20 protein-coding genes and 1 other annotated feature are annotated in these 20,068 nt (G+C 39.1%); of the genes, 12 read left to right on the top strand and 8 right to left on the bottom strand.

Annotated features, from left to right (window positions below; all coding sequences use genetic code 11):
* The 6 genes from ABE65_RS06630 (at nucleotide 1) to ABE65_RS06655 (ending at nucleotide 7,027) form a co-directional block, all read left to right on the top strand.
* The gene (locus ABE65_RS06630; protein ID WP_066392693.1) at nucleotides 1–969 is read left to right on the top strand and encodes a sugar phosphate isomerase/epimerase family protein; all 969 of its coding nucleotides are present in this window, start codon (nucleotides 1–3) and stop codon (nucleotides 967–969) included.
* 228 nt (nucleotides 970–1,197) lie between these two features.
* Nucleotides 1,198–1,407: a binding site (T-box leader), on the top strand.
* A gap of 49 nt (nucleotides 1,408–1,456) precedes the next feature.
* Nucleotides 1,457–2,887 carry a proline--tRNA ligase gene (proS, locus tag ABE65_RS06635; RefSeq protein WP_066392696.1) on the top strand — a complete coding sequence of 477 codons (1,431 nt, stop codon included), beginning with the start codon at nucleotides 1,457–1,459 and terminating at the stop codon, nucleotides 2,885–2,887.
* A 135-nt stretch (nucleotides 2,888–3,022) separates the two neighbouring features.
* On the top strand, nucleotides 3,023–3,343 hold the full coding sequence (locus ABE65_RS06640) for a PadR family transcriptional regulator (RefSeq protein ID WP_066392702.1): 321 nt from the start codon (nucleotides 3,023–3,025) through the stop codon (nucleotides 3,341–3,343).
* A 13-nt stretch (nucleotides 3,344–3,356) separates the two neighbouring features.
* Complete coding sequence (locus ABE65_RS06645) at nucleotides 3,357–4,394, top strand: HAAS signaling domain-containing protein (RefSeq protein ID WP_066392704.1); 1,038 nt, start codon at nucleotides 3,357–3,359, stop codon at nucleotides 4,392–4,394.
* 388 nt (nucleotides 4,395–4,782) lie between these two features.
* A complete protein-coding gene (locus ABE65_RS06650) occupies nucleotides 4,783–6,036 on the top strand; it encodes a dicarboxylate/amino acid:cation symporter (RefSeq protein ID WP_066392707.1) in 1,254 nt (417 codons plus the stop codon).
* 148 nt (nucleotides 6,037–6,184) lie between these two features.
* Entirely contained in the window at nucleotides 6,185–7,027 is an 843-nt protein-coding gene (locus ABE65_RS06655; protein ID WP_066392709.1) for a pentapeptide repeat-containing protein, read from the top strand.
* A 21-nt stretch (nucleotides 7,028–7,048) separates the two neighbouring features.
* Here ABE65_RS06655 and ABE65_RS06660 read toward each other — a convergent pair whose 3' ends face one another.
* From ABE65_RS06660 to ABE65_RS06670, 3 genes are all read right to left on the bottom strand, one after another.
* A complete protein-coding gene (locus tag ABE65_RS06660; RefSeq protein ID WP_066392710.1) occupies nucleotides 7,049–8,047 on the bottom strand; it encodes an inorganic phosphate transporter in 999 nt (332 codons plus the stop codon).
* Nucleotides 8,048–8,059: 12 nt separating this feature from the next.
* Nucleotides 8,060–8,677: a DUF47 domain-containing protein gene (locus ABE65_RS06665; protein ID WP_066392716.1), complete on the bottom strand. Its 618-nt coding sequence runs from the start codon at nucleotides 8,675–8,677 to the stop codon at nucleotides 8,060–8,062.
* 256 nt (nucleotides 8,678–8,933) lie between these two features.
* Entirely contained in the window at nucleotides 8,934–9,527 is a 594-nt protein-coding gene (locus ABE65_RS06670; RefSeq protein ID WP_066392717.1) for a TetR/AcrR family transcriptional regulator, read from the bottom strand.
* A gap of 145 nt (nucleotides 9,528–9,672) precedes the next feature.
* On the opposite strand from ABE65_RS06670, the gene ABE65_RS06675 reads away from it, so the two are divergent.
* The 3 genes from ABE65_RS06675 to ABE65_RS06685 all read left to right on the top strand — a co-directional run bounded on the left by ABE65_RS06675 (nucleotide 9,673) and on the right by ABE65_RS06685 (nucleotide 13,433).
* Complete coding sequence (locus ABE65_RS06675; RefSeq protein WP_066392721.1) at nucleotides 9,673–10,560, top strand: ABC transporter ATP-binding protein; 888 nt, start codon at nucleotides 9,673–9,675, stop codon at nucleotides 10,558–10,560.
* Complete coding sequence (locus tag ABE65_RS06680) at nucleotides 10,557–11,363, top strand: ABC transporter permease (RefSeq protein WP_066392724.1); 807 nt, start codon at nucleotides 10,557–10,559, stop codon at nucleotides 11,361–11,363. The genes ABE65_RS06675 and ABE65_RS06680 overlap by 4 nt, the downstream gene beginning before the upstream one ends.
* A gap of 201 nt (nucleotides 11,364–11,564) precedes the next feature.
* On the top strand, nucleotides 11,565–13,433 hold the full coding sequence (locus ABE65_RS06685; protein ID WP_231887866.1) for a heavy metal translocating P-type ATPase: 1,869 nt from the start codon (nucleotides 11,565–11,567) through the stop codon (nucleotides 13,431–13,433).
* A gap of 50 nt (nucleotides 13,434–13,483) precedes the next feature.
* On the opposite strand, the gene ABE65_RS06690 is transcribed toward ABE65_RS06685, so the two are convergent.
* The 4 genes from ABE65_RS06690 to ABE65_RS06705 all read right to left on the bottom strand — a co-directional run bounded on the left by ABE65_RS06690 (nucleotide 13,484) and on the right by ABE65_RS06705 (nucleotide 16,150).
* Nucleotides 13,484–14,071 (bottom strand): YtxH domain-containing protein, encoded by a 588-nt coding sequence (locus tag ABE65_RS06690; RefSeq protein WP_066392728.1) that lies wholly within the window; start codon nucleotides 14,069–14,071, stop codon nucleotides 13,484–13,486.
* Between the two features lie 215 nt (nucleotides 14,072–14,286).
* Entirely contained in the window at nucleotides 14,287–14,475 is a 189-nt protein-coding gene (locus tag ABE65_RS06695) for a cold-shock protein (RefSeq protein ID WP_066392730.1), read from the bottom strand.
* Nucleotides 14,476–14,542: 67 nt separating this feature from the next.
* Nucleotides 14,543–15,496, bottom strand: a complete 954-nt coding sequence (locus ABE65_RS06700) for a helix-turn-helix transcriptional regulator (RefSeq protein WP_066392731.1) — start codon at nucleotides 15,494–15,496, stop codon at nucleotides 14,543–14,545.
* Between the two features lie 210 nt (nucleotides 15,497–15,706).
* On the bottom strand, nucleotides 15,707–16,150 hold the full coding sequence (locus ABE65_RS06705; protein WP_082861321.1) for a MarR family winged helix-turn-helix transcriptional regulator: 444 nt from the start codon (nucleotides 16,148–16,150) through the stop codon (nucleotides 15,707–15,709).
* 226 nt (nucleotides 16,151–16,376) lie between these two features.
* Here ABE65_RS06705 and ABE65_RS06710 point away from each other — a divergent pair, with 226 nt between their 5' ends.
* On the top strand, nucleotides 16,377–17,219 hold the full coding sequence (locus ABE65_RS06710; RefSeq protein WP_066392733.1) for a DegV family protein: 843 nt from the start codon (nucleotides 16,377–16,379) through the stop codon (nucleotides 17,217–17,219).
* 90 nt (nucleotides 17,220–17,309) lie between these two features.
* Here ABE65_RS06710 and ABE65_RS06715 read toward each other — a convergent pair whose 3' ends face one another.
* On the bottom strand, nucleotides 17,310–18,176 hold the full coding sequence (locus ABE65_RS06715; protein WP_066392735.1) for a sulfite exporter TauE/SafE family protein: 867 nt from the start codon (nucleotides 18,174–18,176) through the stop codon (nucleotides 17,310–17,312).
* 242 nt (nucleotides 18,177–18,418) lie between these two features.
* On the opposite strand from ABE65_RS06715, the gene gnd reads away from it, so the two are divergent.
* Together gnd and ABE65_RS06725 are read left to right on the top strand one after the other, a co-directional pair.
* The gene (gene gnd / locus ABE65_RS06720; protein ID WP_066392738.1) at nucleotides 18,419–19,315 is read left to right on the top strand and encodes a phosphogluconate dehydrogenase (NAD(+)-dependent, decarboxylating); all 897 of its coding nucleotides are present in this window, start codon (nucleotides 18,419–18,421) and stop codon (nucleotides 19,313–19,315) included.
* Between the two features lie 112 nt (nucleotides 19,316–19,427).
* On the top strand, nucleotides 19,428–19,946 hold the full coding sequence (locus ABE65_RS06725) for an acyl-CoA thioesterase (RefSeq protein ID WP_066392740.1): 519 nt from the start codon (nucleotides 19,428–19,430) through the stop codon (nucleotides 19,944–19,946).
* Nucleotides 19,947–20,068: the final 122 nt, after the last annotated feature.

The following is a 20,068-nucleotide window of genomic DNA, read 5'->3' on the forward strand; positions in this document are numbered from 1 at the left end:
ATGAAATTAGGTGTGTTTACGGTTTTGTTCTCTCAAAAATCATTTACAGACATGCTTGACTACGTGAAAGAAGCAGGCGTACAAGCCGTAGAAATTGGAACAGGAAACTATCCAGGAAATGCTCACTGTCCGCTTGATGAACTACTTCAGAGTGAAGAAAAGCGTTCCAAGTACCTTCATGAAGTCGAAAAGCGCGGTTTAACGATCTCAGCCTTCAGTTGTCACGGTAACCCGTTATCTCCAGATGAAGCTTTTGCAAAAGAATCACATGATACTTTTGTAAAGACTGTTGAACTGGCTAACTTGATGAACGTACCTGTCGTAAACTGCTTCTCAGGTGTACCAGGTGACTCAGAGAATGCAAAATATCCGAACTGGCCAGTTTCTCCTTGGCCGAACGAATACAGCGATGTGTTGAAGTGGCAATGGGAAGAAAAATTGATTCCTTATTGGCGTACGTGGGGGCAATTTGCAAAGGAACATGGTGTGAAGATTGGCTTAGAGCTTCACGGTGGTTTCTTAGTGCATACGCCATATACGTTACTGAAGCTGCGTGAAGAAACATGTGACGCGATCGGTGCAAACCTTGATCCATCACATCTATGGTGGCAAGGAATTGATCCTGTGGCAGCAATCAAGATTCTTGGAAAAGCTGGAGCGATCCACCACTTCCATGCAAAAGACACATACCTAGATCAAGACAACATCAACATGTACGGATTAACAGACATGCAGCCATATGGTGCGGTGCAAAACCGTGCATGGAGCTTCCGCTCTGTAGGCTGTGGGCACTCTGTTCAAGACTGGTCCGACATGATGAGTGCACTTCGTACGTATGGTTATGACTATGTAGTAAGCATCGAGCATGAAGATCCGATCATGTCGATCGATGAAGGATTCAATCGCGCGGTAAAGAACCTGCAGTCGATCCTCATCGCCGAGCAGCCAGCGGAGATGTGGTGGGTTTAGGGGTCTGACCCCAAACAAATACAAATCTACTAAATTTGTATTTGTGGAGCGAACACTTCCACTTCCTTAGCAACAATCAACTCGTAGTTTTGTAGCTCGTAGAAAAACCTGATTTCCATTTAGAGGGAATCAGGTTCTTTTGATTTCAAATTTCATTCTCCTCATTTCTTTTTAAAAAGATTTGACAGTTCATCCCAATATCACATATAATTTCAAAAACATATGAAGAAGAAAACGAAGAAGAGGATTAGTAGATTGATTCTGTCATTTTAGAGAGGGAGCTGTATGGCTGAAAGGCTTCTACTGACAAACGATTGAACCTGCCTCTGAGTTCTGTATCTTATTTTAAGATATTCAGCGGTTAAATACCGTTATCATGAAAGAGTGTAAAGCGATGCTTTGAATTAGGGTGGTACCGCCAAGAAATTGGTCCCTAATGAGAAGTGTGGCTTTTTTTATTTTCTAATATTAGCGAGGAGTGCAATCAATGGCAAAGGAATTTGTTAAGAATGTAACGAGTATGCAAGATGATTTTGCTCAATGGTATACAGATGTGGTAACAAAAGCGGAACTAATTGATTATTCAAGTGTTCGCGGTTCTATGATCCTTAGACCTTACGGGTACGCAATATGGGAAAACATTCAAAAGGAACTTGATAATCAAATCAAAGCGACAGGTCATGAGAATGTGTATATGCCACTTTTTATTCCTGAAAGTTTGCTTCAAAAAGAGAAAGACCACATTGAGGGATTTGCACCTGAGGTAGCATGGGTCACACACGGTGGAGAAGAAAAGCTGACAGAACGCCTTTGTGTACGGCCAACATCGGAAGTTCTATTTGCCGAGCATTTTAAAAATATCATTCATTCTCATCGTGATCTTCCAAAACTTTATAATCAATGGTCGAACGTTGTGAGATGGGAAAAGACAACAAGGCCATTTCTTCGTACACTCGAGTTTCTTTGGCAAGAAGGACATACTTGTCATGAAACAGATGAGGAGGCTCATGGTGAAACCGTTCGAATGCTTAATGTGTACGCTGATCTATGTGAGGAATTCCTTGCAATACCGGTCGTGAAGGGGCAGAAGACAGAAAAAGAAAAATTTGCTGGGGCGAAATATACCTTTACGATTGAAAGTCTTATGCATGATGGAAAAGCATTGCAATCTGGAACTTCTCATCATTTAGGAGATGGTTTCGCTAAAGCTTTTGGTATTGAGTTCACGAACAGAGAAGGTAAACTACAAACTGTTCAGCAAACATCCTGGGGCTTTACGACCCGTATTATCGGGGCCATGATCATGGTTCATGGCGATGACCGAGGACTCGTTGTTCCTCCAAAGATAGCACCAACTCAAGTCATGATTGTTCCGATTGCTCAACATAAAGAAGGTGTTCTAGACTTTGCATACGATTTAAAAGAGAAGCTATCACAGACTATTCGAACAGGAATTGATGCCAGTGATAAGAAGCCAGGGTGGAAATTTAATGAGTATGAGATGAAAGGAATTCCGCTTCGTCTTGAGGTAGGACCGCGTGACATCGATCAAGGTCAAGTGATATTAGTACGACGTGATACAGGAGAAAAAGAAACAGTATCTCTTCAAGGTTTAGAATCACACATTCAACATACATTAAGTGATATTCAAAATAACTTGTTTAAAAAAGCAAAAACTCATCGAGAAAATCAAACAACCACGGTTACTACATTCGATGAATTCAAAGTTAAGCTTTCCGAGAAAGGTGGATTCATTAAAGCGATGTGGTGTGGGGATGACGCTTGTGAAGGCTTTATAAAAGACGAAACAGGGGCAACCTCACGATGTATACCGTTTGAACAAGAGAGACTTGCAGAAAAGTGCGTTTGCTGTGATCAAGAAGCCAAACACCTCGTCTACTGGGCAAAAGCGTATTAAGGAAAAAGAAAAGGAGAAAAGGGGTCAGACCCGGGGTCTGACCCCTTTTCTTTTTTAAAAATATATTATTTCTCACTATATTAGGAACTTTACATTACTGTACGTCATACACTATACTATAATCGAGGTGATTGCATGAGCGAATTAATTTTCTCTCTAAAGACAGAACTGCGAAGAGGAACGTTAACTTTAGCAGTCTTAAGCCAGCTCCAAACACCGCAATACGGGTATTCACTCGCGCAACGGTTAGAAGAGAACAACGTATCGATTGATCAAAGCACCCTGTACCCGCTTCTTCGTAGGCTTGAAAAGCAAGAGCTGCTTACGAGTGAATGGGATACAACAGAGAACCGACCTAGAAAATATTATCTTCTCAGCGAGTTTGGTCAAGAAGTGTTCAAGCAACTGAAAGAAGAATGGCATAACACGTCTATGCAATTAAATTCGATGTTATAAGGAGGAATTCCAAATGAATTTGATTGAAACGTATATCAGTGAAGTGACACAAAGACTTCCTGAAAAAATAAGGGATGACATCGCGATGGAGCTGAGATCAACGATTGAAGATATGCTTCCAGATCAACATACAGACAGAGATGTTGAAGACGTTCTTATGAAACTCGGAGATCCTATAAAACTCGCAACCGAATACAACAACAAACCTCGCTATATAATTGGCCCTATGTTTTATGAAAGTTATATCAACATCTTGATCGTAGCGGCAATTATTTCTATAGTAGTCAGCAGCCTTATGCTCTTTGTGAACGGAATGATCACGTTTGAAGGGGATAAATCTTTATTTACTTTAATGGCTTTTATCGGTCAACTTTGTTTAAAGATGCTCTTATCCAGCTTGAATGTTTTGTTTCAAGTTTTCTTCTGGGTAACCATTGTTTTTATCATGTTAGAACGATCAGGAGTTTCGAATGGGGATATCTATACTAAGAAAAAGAAAACATGGTCTCCATCAGATTTATATAAACTTGAAAAAGTAGTGGCAAAAAGACAGATTCCAAAAGCGGAAGTTTTCTTTAGTTTGTTTTGGACAGCACTATGGGCAATGATATTATTTAACTCGTCAGAGATGATTGGCTGGTATGAACAAACGGGAAAAGGATTAGAGGGACTAACGCTTAAAGCACCCCTATTCAATGAGGAGGTTTTGTTCTCATACGCTCCTTTTATAGTCCTGCTTATTTTCATAGAAGTAAGTTTAGCAATCTATAAATTCTTCATTGGAAGATGGACGATTCTACTCGCTTCATTGAACTTGATCTATCATTTAATTTCGGTAGGATTATTTTGTTTTATGCTAACGGATGAAACTCTCTATAATAAGTTATTTGTTGAAAAATTAAATATCACAGTACCGGATATTCCAGCCTTTTGGTTTATATCCACAATAGCAACAATCATTGCAGTTTGTTCTATTATTGATATTATTTCTGGTTTCAATAAAGCAAATAAATCAAACACAGTATTGGATCAATGGATGAAAAATGGATAAGTAAAAAGACTTCAATCATGAAGTCTTTTTATTTGGCTGTTTTCGTAAACTTTGATGCTTTTGGAAGTGTTGATTTCCGTTCCAGGCTGCTCGCTTTCCACGGGGCAGGCGCTGAGCCACATTCGTACGTTTCACTCTTAAGTGTCTCAGCTGCCCGCCTGTCCCGTAGGAGTCTCGCACCTTCCACTCCAATCAATTGTCCAAGGAGTTCAAAGCAACAATCTTTTAGAAAAGAGCGTTTTATTTTGAACTAATTTATATAAAAAGAGCATTCTATAGAAACAATGGTTAGAAAATAGTACTATTTTTGTTTCCCCTCTATGAAAAATATTTTTTCCGTATAAAATAGATAGAGTGTTTATGATTCTATTTAAGGGGAGAATGTTTTATGAAAAATACTTGGAAAGCATATCGCTCACCGATTATCTTGTTACTGGCGATTATTGCTGGTAGCGTCATCGGTTCGACGATGGGCAAGGACGCTGCTGTTCTTAAACCGTTCGGCGATCTGTTTCTAAATGTAATGTTCATGATTGTTGTTCCACTCGTGTTCTTTTCGATTTCATCGAGTGTAGCAAGCATGGCTGGTACAAAGCGTTTCGGTAAAATCATCAGCTCTATGTTGATCGTTTTCTTATTTACTGGAACGGTTGCAGCTATTATCAGTATGGCAGGAATAAAAATTTTTCCGCCTTCAGAAGGTGTGAAGATCGATTTAGTCAAACCTGATACAACGGGCGAAGAAGTATCGATTGGTGATCAGCTAGTAAGTACAGTTACGGTTCCTGATTTTGTCGATCTATTAAGTCGTGCCAATATGTTAGCACTTATTCTTTTTTCTGTGTTGTTGGGCCTTGCAACATCTAAAGTGGGAGAGAAAGCCAAGCCGCTCGCAAACTTCCTTTCAGCGGGAAGTGAAGTTACCCTTCAGATGGTAAAATACGTGATGTTTTATGCTCCGATCGGTTTAGGTGCGTATTTTGCGGCACTTGTTGGCGAATTCGGTCCAACATTGCTCGGTTCTTATTTTAAAGCGGTCTTATTCTACTATCCGTTTTCCATTCTTTATTTCTTTGGCTTCTTTACGCTTTACGCGTTCATGGCTCATGGGAAACTTGGTATTCGTGTGTTTTGGAAAAACATGCTCTCACCATCTGTAACAAGTCTTGCTACGTGTAGTTCTGCTGCAAGTATCCCAGTAAACTTAGAAGCCACTAAGAAAATGGGAGTGCCTGATGATATTAGTGAAACAACGATTCCTCTTGGTGCAACCCTGCATAAAGACGGATCTGTTATTGGTGGGGTATTAAAGATCACGTTCCTTTTTGGAATATTTGGTATGGATTTCTCAGGCATCAACACGTATCTTTTAGTGGGTGGAGTAGCGCTTTTAGTGGGTATGGTGATGGGTGCTATCCCTCAAGGTGGACTGATAGCAGAGATGCTTATTCTATCACTGTTCGGTTTTCCTCCTGAAGCACTGCCAATCATAGCTGCGATCTCTGCCATTATTGATCCACCAGCTACACTGCTGAACGCGACAGGTGATAATGTTGCAAGTATGATGACGGCGCGTTTAGTTGAAGGGAAGAACTGGCTCTTGAAAAAGACAGGTTCGTTAACAGAACAAAAAGGCGCATAAAGTATGACCATCTCTAACTTATTCTATTTTGAGTTAGAGATTTTTTTATCGGGAAAATGGGAAGTTCTCTATCCTCAAATCATTTTGTACATGTTACTCTTAACGTAACAAGAATGAACAATGTGTGGTTGATAAAGGAAGTGTACAGATGAATTCTTCATTACAAGCTAACTGTTCTCGTTGTTTTGGTCTTTGCTGTGTTGCGCTACCTTACGCAAAATCAGCAGATTTTGCTTTTAATAAAGAAAGCGGCACGCCTTGTAGAAACTTACAAGATGATTTCCGTTGTGGGATACACCACCAGTTAAGAGAGAAAGGGTTTAAAGGTTGTACAGTATATGAATGTTTCGGTGCAGGACAAAAAGTATCACAAAACACTTTTTCAGGAAGGGATTGGGAGGCGAATCCAGAGCTAGCGAAAGAGATGTTTGATGTTTTCCCGATTATGCAACAACTCCAAGAAATGTTGTATTACCTAACTGAGGCAATGAACCGCAACGAAACAAAACCGATTATCCAAGAATTAAACGTGGCAATAAAGGAAGTTGAAAATCTTACACAACGCACAGCTTCAGAAATCAAACAGATGAACGTATCAGAGATCCGTAAAAGGATCAACGAGTTGCTGCTTCGTGCGAGCCATCTCGTAAGAGAAGAATTCATACATAAGAAGAATCCATTAAAAGGAAAGACCCGTGATCTTATCGGTGCTAAGCTTCGAAATGCAGATCTTCGTGGTGCGAATTTCCGGGGTGCTCTTCTCATAGCGACAGACTTAAAAAACGCGGACTTAAGAAAAGCAGACCTAATCGGTGCTGACCTACGTGATGCAGATCTAAGTGGTGCGGATTTAAGAGGATGTATATTCTTAACGCAAGCTCAGGTGAATTCAGCAAAAGGAAATGCAGATACAAGACTTCCTGTTTTGTTAACTCGACCTAGTCACTGGTTAAAAGTAAAAGCAAAATTAAAAAAGCCTTCCGTTAACTAATAACGGAAGGCTTAACTGTAACTAAAAGATTAAGTTTAATACAAGGTAAGACAGGGCTGCTAATGTTGCAGAAATCGGAAGAGTGATGAACCATGTGATGACCATCGTCTTAGCCGTTCCCCATTTAACCCCTTTTAAACGGTGAGACGCACCAACTCCTAAGATAGAAGAAGTGATAACGTGTGTTGTACTTACAGGAATACCTAAGAATGATGCACCAAAGATAACAGATGCTCCCGTTAAATCAGCAGATACTCCGTTAACAGGGCGAATCTTCATGATCTTTCCGCCAACCGTCTTAATAATTTTCCAACCACCTACAGATGTACCAAGACCCATAGCAAGTGCACAGGATACCTGTACCCATAGCTGAATGTCAGTGCTATCTGTGTAGCCGTTCGCGATTAATGCCATCGTGATGATACCCATCGCTTTTTGCGCATCGTTCGTGCCGTGTGAATAAGCTTGAAGTGCTGCAGTAGCTACCTGAACTTTACGAAAACCGTTATTCGTTTTCGTTAGATTCGTATTCTTAAATACCATCTTGATAATATTATAAAATATAAAACCTACGATAAATGCTAGAATCGGAGAAAGAAGCAAACCGTAAATAATTTTTAGAAAGCCAGAATAGTGAAGGGCTTCAAAACCAGCAGCTGCAATCGCAGCACCAGCGATAGAACCGATGATCGCATGTGAAGATGAACTTGGAATCCCATAGTACCAAGTGATCAAGTTCCAAGCGATGGCTGCAACTAGAGCAGCGAGAATTACAACTGACCCGTTAGGAAGTGTAAATGGGTCAACGATATCTTTTGTGATTGTTTTTGCAACACCTGTGAAAGTCATGGCTCCGACAAAGTTCATGACTGCAGCTAAAATAATAGCTCTTCTTGGTGTTAAAGCTTTTGTGGAAACAGATGTTGCGATCGCGTTCGCCGTATCATGAAATCCATTGATAAAGTCAAAGGCAAGCGCGCAGATAACAACAAGAATGGTAATGAGTAATACTGTATCCATACCAGCCACCCGTTACGCGTTTTTCATAATGATAGATTCTAATGTGTTTGCAACGTTCTGGCAGCTGTCGGCAATGCCTTCAAGCACTTCATACATTTCTTTATATTTAATCACTTTTATTGGATCTGTTTGAGTGGAGAACAATTCACGCTGTGCCTCGCGGTATAGATCGTCACACTTTGATTCGTAATCTTTAATCTTAATTGCATGTTCACGCATATCAAGAAGCTTTTTCTCTGATAACAAGTTAACAGTAAGTAGGATTTCTTCCGCACTTAACTTAATGTATTCTACAAATTTAACCATGTATTGATCTGGGTTTGTGATTGCGTAAATGTCAAACAAAGCAGAAGACTGCTCGATACCATCTAAAATATCATCCATGCTCATAGCAAGTGATAAGATGTCTTCTCTTTCAATAGGTGTAATAAACACTTTGTTCAGTTCCATGATAACGGTATGAACATAAGAATCACCTTTAGATTCAAGTTCTTTTAAATGGTCTGCAAATTCGCGAAGATCATTTTCGTTATTAATTTTGAAATTGTGGAAATAACCAGCAGAGTCCTTCAAGTTGCTAGCAATATCCGTTAGCATGACCATGAACTTATCCTTTTTCTTTGTAAACATAGTACCCTCCAAAAGAAATGTCTTTTATCCTTTTTCTTTTACGTTTTTTGTGGTAGTTCTTTTTTCTTTTTTAACCACCCAACACATTATACAAAAAAATAAGAGTTTTTGTCGAAAAAGAATGAATTGTAATCAATAATTTACAAAAGCTTTACAAAGTTAAGCTTTCTTTTTATGTTCTGCAAACATGAAATTAACAAATGAGTAAAATTGACATGTTATCTTTACATTGCTCTCTCATCATTCCCCAAACGAATTATTTAGAATCTGATGGCAAGGAAAGTCCATAAAAAAACATTTGAAAAATATCTGTTGCGAGTTTTTTTCCATTCTCGCCTGTAATCATGGAGATGAGCGTATTGTTATTAAAAAGCTGAATGTATACCATGATGGACTCCATAGAAAGATCAGGATTGACCTCCCCGTTGTTCTGAGCATTCTTAATCACGTCAACGATTAAAGGAATGGCATACTTACTTTGAAAGTCAGCTAGGAATAACTTTAACTCTTCATCGTTTAGCATCATCTCTTCCAAAATTTCAGGATGAATGTTTAGTACGTTATTTGTTTTATGAAGAATGCTTGTAGTCATTTTTTCTCTAAAGGAGAGATCACTTTGAAAGAGCTCTCTATGAAATTCGTACTCATCTGCAACGAACTCTTTAATCACTTCACGAAACAAGGCTTCTTTGCTTCCGAAATGATTATAGATGGTTACTTGAGATACTCCTGCATGTTTTGCTAGATCTTCTATCTTGATTTCTTTGATGCCTTGTTTTTGAAACAGAGAGAAAGCAGCTTGCTTAATATCTTTTTTCTTTTGTTCCTTTCGACGTTCGTATCCGTTCAAAAGTCTTCACCTCTTTACAAGAATAAAACACATTTTGAAAAATAACAAATAACATATTTCAAAAAGTATTGATTAGTGCAAGGAAAAGATTTATGATTATTTTGAAATATACAATGATTAATATTTCAAAAAGGCTGGTGCGAAGATGATATATGTAGAGGGACTATCAAAGCATTTTTCTAAAGGGAAAGGTTTATTCGATCTGAACTTTGAGGTGAAGAAGGGTGAAGTGTTTGGATATATTGGGCCAAATGGAGCAGGCAAATCGACAACAATTCGTCACTTAATGGGTTTTATAAAACCAGATCGTGGTCAATCTTCCATCAATGGTATGGACTGTTGGAACAACGCCGCGCGTATTCAACACCAAACCGGCTACTTGCCCGGAGAGATTGTTTTTTTAGAAGGAATGAGTGGACTTGGATTTTTGTCACTTCTTCAAAAAATGAGAAAGCAAGAAAGTACAAGACGGAGAGACGAGTTAATCGAGAGGTTTCAGTTAGATGTAAAGACACCGATAAGAAAAATGTCTAAAGGGATGAAACAAAAAGTAGGGATCATTGCAGCCTTCATGCATGACCCGCAAGTTCTTATCTTAGACGAACCTACATCAGGGTTAGATCCTCTTATGCAACGGGTCTTTATCGATCTTATCTTGGAAGAAAAACAGAATAACAAAACCATACTCATGTCATCACATAGTTTTCAAGAGATCGAACGGACGTGTGATTCCGCTGGAATCATAAAAGATGGAAAGCTAGTGGCCTTAGAAGATATGCATTTGTTAAGAAGCGTACAACGACGAGTATTTGAAGTGAAAGTGAAGTCTGAGTATGACATGGAACACATCCTTCGATCATCACTCGATACAGAAGTGAAAGGACCGCGAACTGTTCATGTTACCGTACAAGGAAACGATCAGGAATTTGTTCAGATGTTAAGTCGTTGTGAAGTTCAACATATTGATACACGGCCACAGGATTTAGAAGATATATTCATGCATTATTATGACAGAAGGGAAGTGGGAAAATGAGCTTGCCTTTATATCTTGCGATGATGAAAAGTCACGGAAAGCTGTTAGGTGGATTCATATACGGTGCTGCAGCTTATATAATACTTATCATTTGGATCTATCCCTCTATTGCTGATATGAAAGGATTTAACGATATGATCGCTGCACTGCCAGAAGGTATGCGGAAGCTGATCGGTATGGAGAATGGCATAAATTCCTTGTCAGACTATATAGCGGGTGAATTTTATGGGATGTTGTTTCTGATTATATTAATGGTTTATGTGATTTTGACTTCGACGCGAGTGATGGCACGGCTGGTCGATCAAGGATCTATGGCCTACTTGCTTGCCACCCCTAATTCAAGAGTAAAGGTTGCCATTACACAAGCAGCAGTCTTGCTTACCGGGCTGGCATTAATCGTAGGTTTTACAACAATTAGTGGTATTGCTGCAAGCGAGTGGCTGATCGAAGGTTATCAATTAGATGTTGCTTCTTTTATTACACTGAACATACTCACTTTTCTAACCTTCTCTTCCATTGCCGGATATTGCTTTTTGATCTCTTCTTTAAGTAATGATGAGAAGAAAGCACTCGGAATTTCTGCAGGAATTACGCTTTTATTTTATATGTTAAACATGGCCGGTAAATTGAGTGAGAAAACAGAGTGGATGTTAAACCTTACAATCTTTAAATGGTATGATCCGATCAAGATGATCAATAACGAAACAGATGCGTTTTGGATCGGATGTTCACTTGGTGTTTCTACATTTTTATTATTTTTAATCAGTGTGATCGTATTTAAGAAAAGAAATCTTCCGTTATAAATATTCTAAATGTTTTGATTAACATGTATAATAAAATAAATAATGAAGTAACCAAAACGGTAAATCCACATACAATATTAGTGCTAGGAACCGAATATTGGAAAGTTTTCAGGCTGCTGTCGTAAAAGACGGCAGCATTTCTGCTTTTTAAGGGTACTTGAGGATGATAGTTATTATCAAATACGCAGGAGGGGAAGTCCATTGGAACTCTCTGCACGTACACAACTGTTGATGGCAACAACGTCTGGTCTTTTCATACTAACGGCTTGGATGATGGAAAAATATTCAGATTCTCCTTATTATGTTCTCTTTTATCTATTAGCTTTTATCGTAGGAGGCTATGCAAAAGCAATCGAAGGCATTCAGGAAAGCATAAAAGACCGACAATTGAACGTCGAACTTCTTATGATGTTTGCCGCGATCGGATCTGCCGCGATCGGCTATTGGGGTGAGGGAGCTGTATTGATCCTAATCTTTGCTTATTCTGGCGCACTAGAAATGTATACCTTACAAAAAAGCGATAAAGAGATCAAAGCGTTAATCTCGTTGCAGCCTGAAGAAGCATGGCTTTTATTGGAGGATAAAGAACGGAGAGTGGAAGCTTCCTCTTTAGAACCTGGTAATCGTATAAAAGTTAAACCAGGAGAACGAGTACCGGCAGACGGTATCATTGTAAAAGGAAACTCATTTATTAATGAATCTGCCTTAACAGGAGAACCTCTCGCTCGAGAAGTCCATAAGTCATCAGAAGTATTGGCAGGAACTTTGAACCAATCGGGATTGTTAGAGATTTCTGTTACAAAACACATGAAAGACTCAGTATTTCAAAGAATGATAGACCTCGTGAACAACGCACAGAATGATGCTCCGCCTGTTCAAAGAAAAATAGAAGAGTTTGAGACCAAGTATGTTCTATTTGTTTTGCTGGCTGCGGCATTAACCTTTTTAGTACCTAGTTCGATAGGGATTTGGAGTTATTCAGAATCTTTATACCGTGCTTGTGTTCTGCTAGTCGTGGCTTCTCCTTGTGCACTCGTAGCCTCGACCATGCCTGCATTATTGGCATCACTATCAAACGCGGCTAAACACGGAATTCTATTTAAAAGCGGTGTCTTTTTAGAAAAACTGAGTCAAGTAAACGTGATCGCTTTTGATAAAACAGGTACTTTAACAAAAGGCCAGCCATCGGTAAAACACGCAGAATTTCTCCATTCATCGTGGAAAAAAGAAGAGTTAGCCTCGATTATCTATGAGATTGAAAAGAATAGCATACATCCACTTGCAAAGGCGATTAATGAACATCTTAAAGTTACTCCGGAAAAAACGCCTATAGAACTGGTAGGATTTGAAGATGTGCCAGGGAAGGGTGTTAAAGCGACCATTCAGAGTATCATCTGGAAAATAGGGAGCCGTGAGTGGGCGGATATAACTGAAAAACAAGAGTTTGAGCTGCTGAAGAAGATCGATGATTCTGCAAAGGATACAGGGCACACGGTTGTGTATGTTACAGCTGACGATCAACTAGCCGCTTATTTTCTATTAGGAGATACAATAAGGGAAGAGGCCGTTAACGCAATAAAAGATTTGCAGACCAAACAAATCTTAACGATTATGCTTACGGGAGACTCTAAGCGCGGAGCAGAGATGATCGGAAGGATCGCAAAGGTCGACGAAATTGCTTACTCATGCATGCCAGAAGATAAAGTGAACACTGTGAAAAAATGGAGAGAGAAAGATGCAGTAGTAGCGATGATCGGAGATGGTGTGAATGATGCACCTGCTCTCGCTATAGCAGATGTTGGTGTTGCGATGGGAATGGGAAGCGATGCTGCCATAGAAACCGCGGATGTCGTACTCGTTAAAAATGATTTGAGTAAGCTGCTTTATGGAATGAACCTCTCTGAAAGACTATCAAAAGTGATCAAACAAAATATCATTTTTTCAATCAGTGTTATTCTACTATTATTATGCGCGAACTACTTACAGTTTCTCACCTTGCCATTTGGAGTGATCGGACATGAAGGAAGCACAATATTAGTCATTTTAAATGGGTTACGTTTATTAAAATAACAATGATAAAAAGCCGGACATAACGTCTCGGCTTTTTATCATTGTTACAATTAATATGTTTTGTTATTCACATCACTTTGCTTTTTCTCGTAAGTGGAATCTGTTCCTGTTTTTTGCTGTGTATCTGTTGAAGATAGGGTACGAGGTGTTACAACAGCTTTTGTCTGCGTGTTGGAATTTGGTTGGTAATCGTCTTGTTTGGCCTCTTGTTTTGCTTCATCAATCGCAGTTTTTGTTTCACTTTTAACCTCGTTCGCTGTATTCTTAGCTTCTTGCAGCTTTTGACGAGCAGATAGAGATAGGTTTCCTGATTTTTCTTTGATGGAAGCAACTGTATCTTTCGCATCCATTTTTCCAAGCTTCGCTTTAAGCATGGTCTCGTCTTTCATCTGTTGTGTGCGCTCTTTTAATTTAATAGACGAATCACGAAGATCGTTTCTAAATTCATTTCCATTTTTAGGTGTATATAATAGAGCTGCGGCAGCTCCCACAAGACCTCCCACTACTAATCCTGTAGCGAAACCAGAGGCATTACTTTTCTTGCTAACATTCGTATCAGCAGTATCTCGAGTTTGAAAATCTGAATGTGTAAAAACTGGTTCTGCAGTAGTCGTTGTTGTATTTGTATAGTTAGGCATAGTATTAAATCCTCCTTTTAGTCTGTATAAAACCCTACCCGGAACCCACAGATGATAAACATGAGGTATTTAAACAGGACCTTGGTGTAAGGACACAAACCTTTTTGTATGGCGGGAGTAAATTGAAGGTTCCGGTAGTAAAGAGGATAAGTAATCATTTTTAGAGAATAGAAAAAGCCGGGCAACGAGCACCCGGCCGATTTCTATTTATTTCATTAACTTTTTAGTTCTGGAAGCATACGAACTTCTTCATTCATTGCAGATTTGCAAATGGGGCATTGCGGTTCTTTTTGCAAAGAATAGTCAGCGCGCATCCAGCATGAGCATCCATCACTCGTACATGCCCAAACCTTCGTTTCTACGTCTGGAATCGGCTCTGCAGGTTGTTTTGAAAAAAAAGCCATAGATATCCCCCTTTTCTGTTCTACTTATAGTATACGCTTAAAAGAGGAAAAATATGTATCAATTTGATTACATATTTAAAATAACTTCATAATGAGTAGAGATTTCCCTCGCCCAACGTGCATGAAACTCTTTAATTTCTATAGGAGATTGTATAGAGATGCTAGTCTTTAGCGGCCACAAATACTCAGCCGCTTTTTCAACAAAGGTTGCCAGAACAGTTCCAGAAAGACCATGTAGACCATTCTCTTTCGTTCGTATAAATTGACGTAGAAAAGGATGAGACTCACAATAGTTCAATCCTTCTTCTGAAATTTCTGCTTTAAGTCTAACATAGTTTCTAGGTGTGATCTGGGATGCCCAATTATGAATAGATACCTCAGTAAAATCTTTCACTTCTATCGGTTCATAGTTTATAACAGCATGTTTAATATCTGATAGCTTGAAAATATGATAATCCATAAGCGAATAACAATATGCCGGACAGTACCATTCCCCATTTTCGCTAAAAAGACCGATCAGTTGAATGTTGCTATACAATTTTTGTTCTTTCATCGTATAAAGAATGGTAACAATCTTTTGTTTGATTGCAGCCTCAAGGATAATCGGCGCTATTGAGTTCTTCGGAGGCAGTGGAAGCTGAACAAAAAGTCGTTTTTGAATCTGAGTCCAATTATCTTTAGCATCTTCAGGCATAAATTGATAAAGTTTATTCACAATAGATTTACTTTGCGTTTGAAATGGAAAACTCGTTTCAGTATACGTTTGTAAACTAAATAGAATAGAGGAAGCTTCCATTTCTGTAAATCCGATAGGAGGGAGGATGCGGTCATTTTCAATTCGATATCCACCGTGTGGGCCGAATTCAGAAACGATAGGAAGACCCATCTCAATAAGATTTAGAAGATCTCGTTGAATCGTTCTAGTAGATACTCCGAATTCATCGGCTAATTCCTTTAAGGTAAAATGCTTTTTTGAGTTTATGGAAAGCAGTAGCCGTTCCAGTCTTTTTATCTTTGACATGTTAGACCCCTAATTGACATATTCATGTATTAAAACTTTTGTACTAGTTTATGTATGTTATATCGTACAAATATGATGAAATGTTAGGGCTTATCCAAATAAAGTAATAATAAATTTAAAAACACGTTATTCCTCTGGATAACGTGTTGATTCGTAGTATGAAAGGTAGGAAAACTAATCTGCGGTCATTGTTATAAGCAGTTTTTAGAATCAGTTCTTTACTATTGAAGAAAGGTGTTCAATACATTGAACCATATCCGCAAGCTGTTTTTCAGTGAGCTGTGACATGTACTTTAATAGTACACCGTTTCTTTTTTCTTGAATTGCATGAAAGGCTACTAAACCGGTTTCATTTAATTGCACGTATACAATTCTTCGATCGAGGTCAGAGCGATAACGATCTACTAGTCCCCTTTTAACGAGTCGGTCGATGATAACTGTAGTAGCACTTGCACGTACTTTCATTGCGTCCGCAATCTCAGAAACCGTCCATTTCTCACGTGATGATAAAGTCTTTAATATTTGGAATTGAGTGGATGTTATCTCTTCTTCTTCCCAAATCTCAGGCTTTATCACGTCCATGATCTCATTGAACGCTTTCTCTATACGCTCTACTTCCATTAATACATTTCTACTATCTGTCACCACTTTCACAGTACTGCCTCCTTAGCTTACATTACTCCTATTTTAATATAAATTTCCGATAAGTTCCATTAAAGAGTAGTATAAAGTATCTAGTTTTCAATGTGTATCTCTGTGCTAGTATTTAAACTATTGAAATATAGGTTTAATTTAGAAATAAAAATATATTTTCTGATAATAGAGGATTTCACTAATGCTTATCTAATAAAAAATAGAGAGATAAAGGGGGATGTGCAACATGGCACGAATTGCATGGATTACAGATAGTACAAGCTGCATCACACAGGAAGAAGCGAAGGAATTAGGCATTCATATCATTCCTGTTTCTATCATAATGGAAGATAAAATCTATAAAGACGGTGTAGATATTACGCCGGATGAATTTTATACAAAACTTGAAGGTGTGTCTGAACTGCCCAAAACGAGCCAACCAACAGTGGGGGAGTTCTCAGACTTTTATGAAGTTCTTAAGCATAGCTATGATTGTGGAATCGCCATCCATGTATCTGAAAAATTTAGCGGCACGATCAATGGATCTAGACTTGGTGCAGACATGGCTGATTTTCCTGTGCATATTGTAGATTCAAAGATCACATCTGAATCCATGAAACAACTTTTGTTAAAAGGAAAGAAGCTTGAAGAAGAGGGCCTTGAAGCAGAGGAAATAGCAGCAATGCTCCGTGAAACGGCAGATCATGTAAAAGGGTATGTATGCATCGGAAGTCTTGACCAATTAAGGAAAGGTGGTCGATTATCTGGTGCAAGTTTCCTCGTTGGAAATCTTCTGCAGATCAAACCGATCCTTACCTTTGACGATGGTTCACTCGTCCCCTTTGAAAAGATCAGGACATTAAAGAAGGCAGAATCGCGCGTTCTCGCATTATTTGAGGAAGCTGCACAGAATAAAGGTGCATACGGTGTAAGTGTCGTATACAGCGGGTCTCCAGAAAAAGCCGAGGATTGGCTTCATTCATTAAAAGAGAAATATCCTCACATTTCATTTAATCTCGGGCAGTTGAGTCCTGCAATCGGTGTTCACGTCGGCGCAGGCACGCTCGGCATCCTCTGGTTCGAGGAATAGGGGTCTGACCCCACACAATTACAAACAGCCAGAATGTCCATCCAAGATGGACATTCTGGCTGTTTTCTTGCTATAACATAGGCCGAATTCTTACGCTTTCTTACGAACGGCAAAGCCGATCAGAAAACTCCATAGGATAAGAAGCGGCAACATCGCGGACACTTCTGTGAACAAATCGACAGAAAAAAATTCGTTCAAAATAGTTCTTAAGTTCGTTATGATGATTAAGCCTCCAGCTAGGACACCTAATAGCGCTGGCTTTAGCTTTTGCACGAGCCATGCTGCAAAAGGGGCTGCTATGACCCCACCTAACATCATTGCGATAACGACCTGCCAAAGTAGAGTCTCCCAACCGATAAATAAAAAGAAACCGATAGAAGCTGACAGTGAGACTGCAAATTCACTGAAGTTTACTGAGCCGATTGCTTTACTAGGAGTAAGGTTCTTTTGCGTAAGCAGAATTGGAGTTGTTATAGGTCCCCATCCGCCGCCACCTGTTGCGTCCATAAAACCAGCGATGAGCCCTAACGGCCGATACATTCTTTTTTTAGAACTGCTCTCGGTAGAATCAGTTTCTATATTTACGTTCACTTTAATCCATAAGAAACGAAACAGGACATAAAAGCCAAGTCCTAATAAAAATAAAGAGATATACGGTTTAATCAAGGTGGAAGGAATGCAACTTAAAAAAGCAGCTCCTAAGAATGCACCGATAGCTCCTGGAATGACAAGTTTTTTCACCGTTTTCATATCGACGTTTCCGAATTTAAGATGTGAGTAGCCGGATACAGCTGATGTCACAACTTCAGATAAGTGGACGGAAGCAGAAGCTATTGCAGGTGAGAAACCAGCAACTAACAAAAGAGTCGTAGAAGTAACGCCATATGCCATACCAAGAGAGCCGTCAATGAGTTGCGCCAAGAGACCGATCAGAGCGAGCATTACAATTTTTTTCATAGAAGGTCCTCCAATTAAAGAGATTCTATAGATTATGTGGACAAATTGAGAATGGTACAGGTCAAATGTTTAGGAATTTAAAATTTTTCTTAGTTATTTCATACAAATAGAACTGAAATAATTGTTTTTTTGTTCATTTTTAGATACTCTAATAGACAGTGTTGCAAGTAGAGGTTAATCCCCTTTATTTTGTGGAATAATACAAAACAGACATAAATACATAAATTGGAGTGATATGTACAATGGAAATCGGTTTAATCGGCCTTGGGAAAATGGGCTTCAATATGGCACTGAACATGAATGATAAAGGAAATACTGTTTTCGCTACAGATGTTAACAAAGATACAGTGAAAGAAATTTCAGCAGAAGGTGTTAAAGGTGTTGACTCGATCGAAGAACTTGCTAATTCTTTTACAGGAAGAAAAGCGGTTATTCTTTTAGTTCCAGCTGGAGAAATTGTTGACCAAGTTATCGAACAACTGAAGCCACATCTAACAGAAGGCGACATCATCGTTGATGCTGGTAACTCCATGTACAAGCACACTCTTCGCCGCTATGAAGAATTAAAAGCATCAGGCATCCATCTTGTAGATGTTGGTACGAGCGGTGGAACTGACGGAGCTCGTTACGGTCTTTGTGCAATGATGGGTGGAGATGACGATGCGGTTAACTACCTTGCTCCTCTATACGAAAAAATCTGTGTAGAAAAAGGGTTTATGATCACAGGTCGTGCAGGTTCTGGTCATTTCTTGAAAATGGTTCATAACGGAATTGAGTACGGTATGATGCAAGCAATCGGAGAAGGTTTTGAAATCTTAGATAAAAGTGACTTCGATTACGACTATGAAGCGGTTTCTAGAGTATGGAACAATGGATCAGTTATTCGTAGCTGGCTGATCGAACTTATGGAGAACGCATTCAGCAAACAACCGAAACTTGAAGACATCCGCGGAGTGATGAATTCTTCAGGTGAAGGGATCTGGACAGTTGAAGCTGCCCTTGACTACCAAGCGTCAGCTCCAGTTATCGCATTGTCTCAATTCATGCGTTTCCGTTCATTAGAAGATGACACGTTCCACGGTAAAGTCGTTGCAGCGCTTCGTAACGAATTTGGTGGACATGCAGTCGTAAAAAAATAAGAGTACTACGATGAAGACCTCTAGGCTTGCACAGACAAGCGGAGGTCTTTCATTATATTTTTACGAGTTAACATATACTATAGATGAAGAGACAAGAATAGGAGTTTTGATCATGGAAGAAAAGTTTGTGCGCGAATCTCGTACGGTTAAATCCTCTGTAGTCCTACCGCCTGATACTAATAATCACGGTACACTGTTCGGAGGAAAATTGATGGCTTATATTGATGATGTTGCCGCTATTTCTGCAATCCGGCATGCACGAAAAAATGTGGTTACGGCATCAACGGATTCTGTTGATTTTTTACAGCCGATCAAAGAAGGACATTCCGTTTGTTTAGAATCATTTGTGACGTGGACAAAAACAACGTCTATGGAAGTTTTCGTAAAGGTGATCTCAGAGAATTTATTGTCTGGAGAACGAAAAGTTTGCGCTGTTTCCTTTCTCACGTTTGTTGCATTAGATGAAGAGGGTAAACCAACGCCAGTGCCAAAAGTCATACCGGAAACAGAAGAAGAAAAATGGCTACACGAGCATGCTTCAGAACGAGCGGTAGCAAGGAAAAAACGTAGAGAAGAAAGCAAGAAATTAGCGAAAGAGTTCGGAGTAAAAAAACCGTGGGATCCCATGTGAGCATAAAGATATATTTTTAACATTTTGCAGTTCATAAAATTCGCATTTTGAAAATAAGATGCTATAATTAAGTTACCTTTTTCCAGCCAGGGATACAGAACCCTGGCATTTATACTGTTAAT

The organism is Fictibacillus phosphorivorans, assembly GCF_001629705.1.
Lineage (GTDB): Bacteria > Bacillota > Bacilli > Bacillales > Fictibacillaceae > Fictibacillus > Fictibacillus phosphorivorans_A.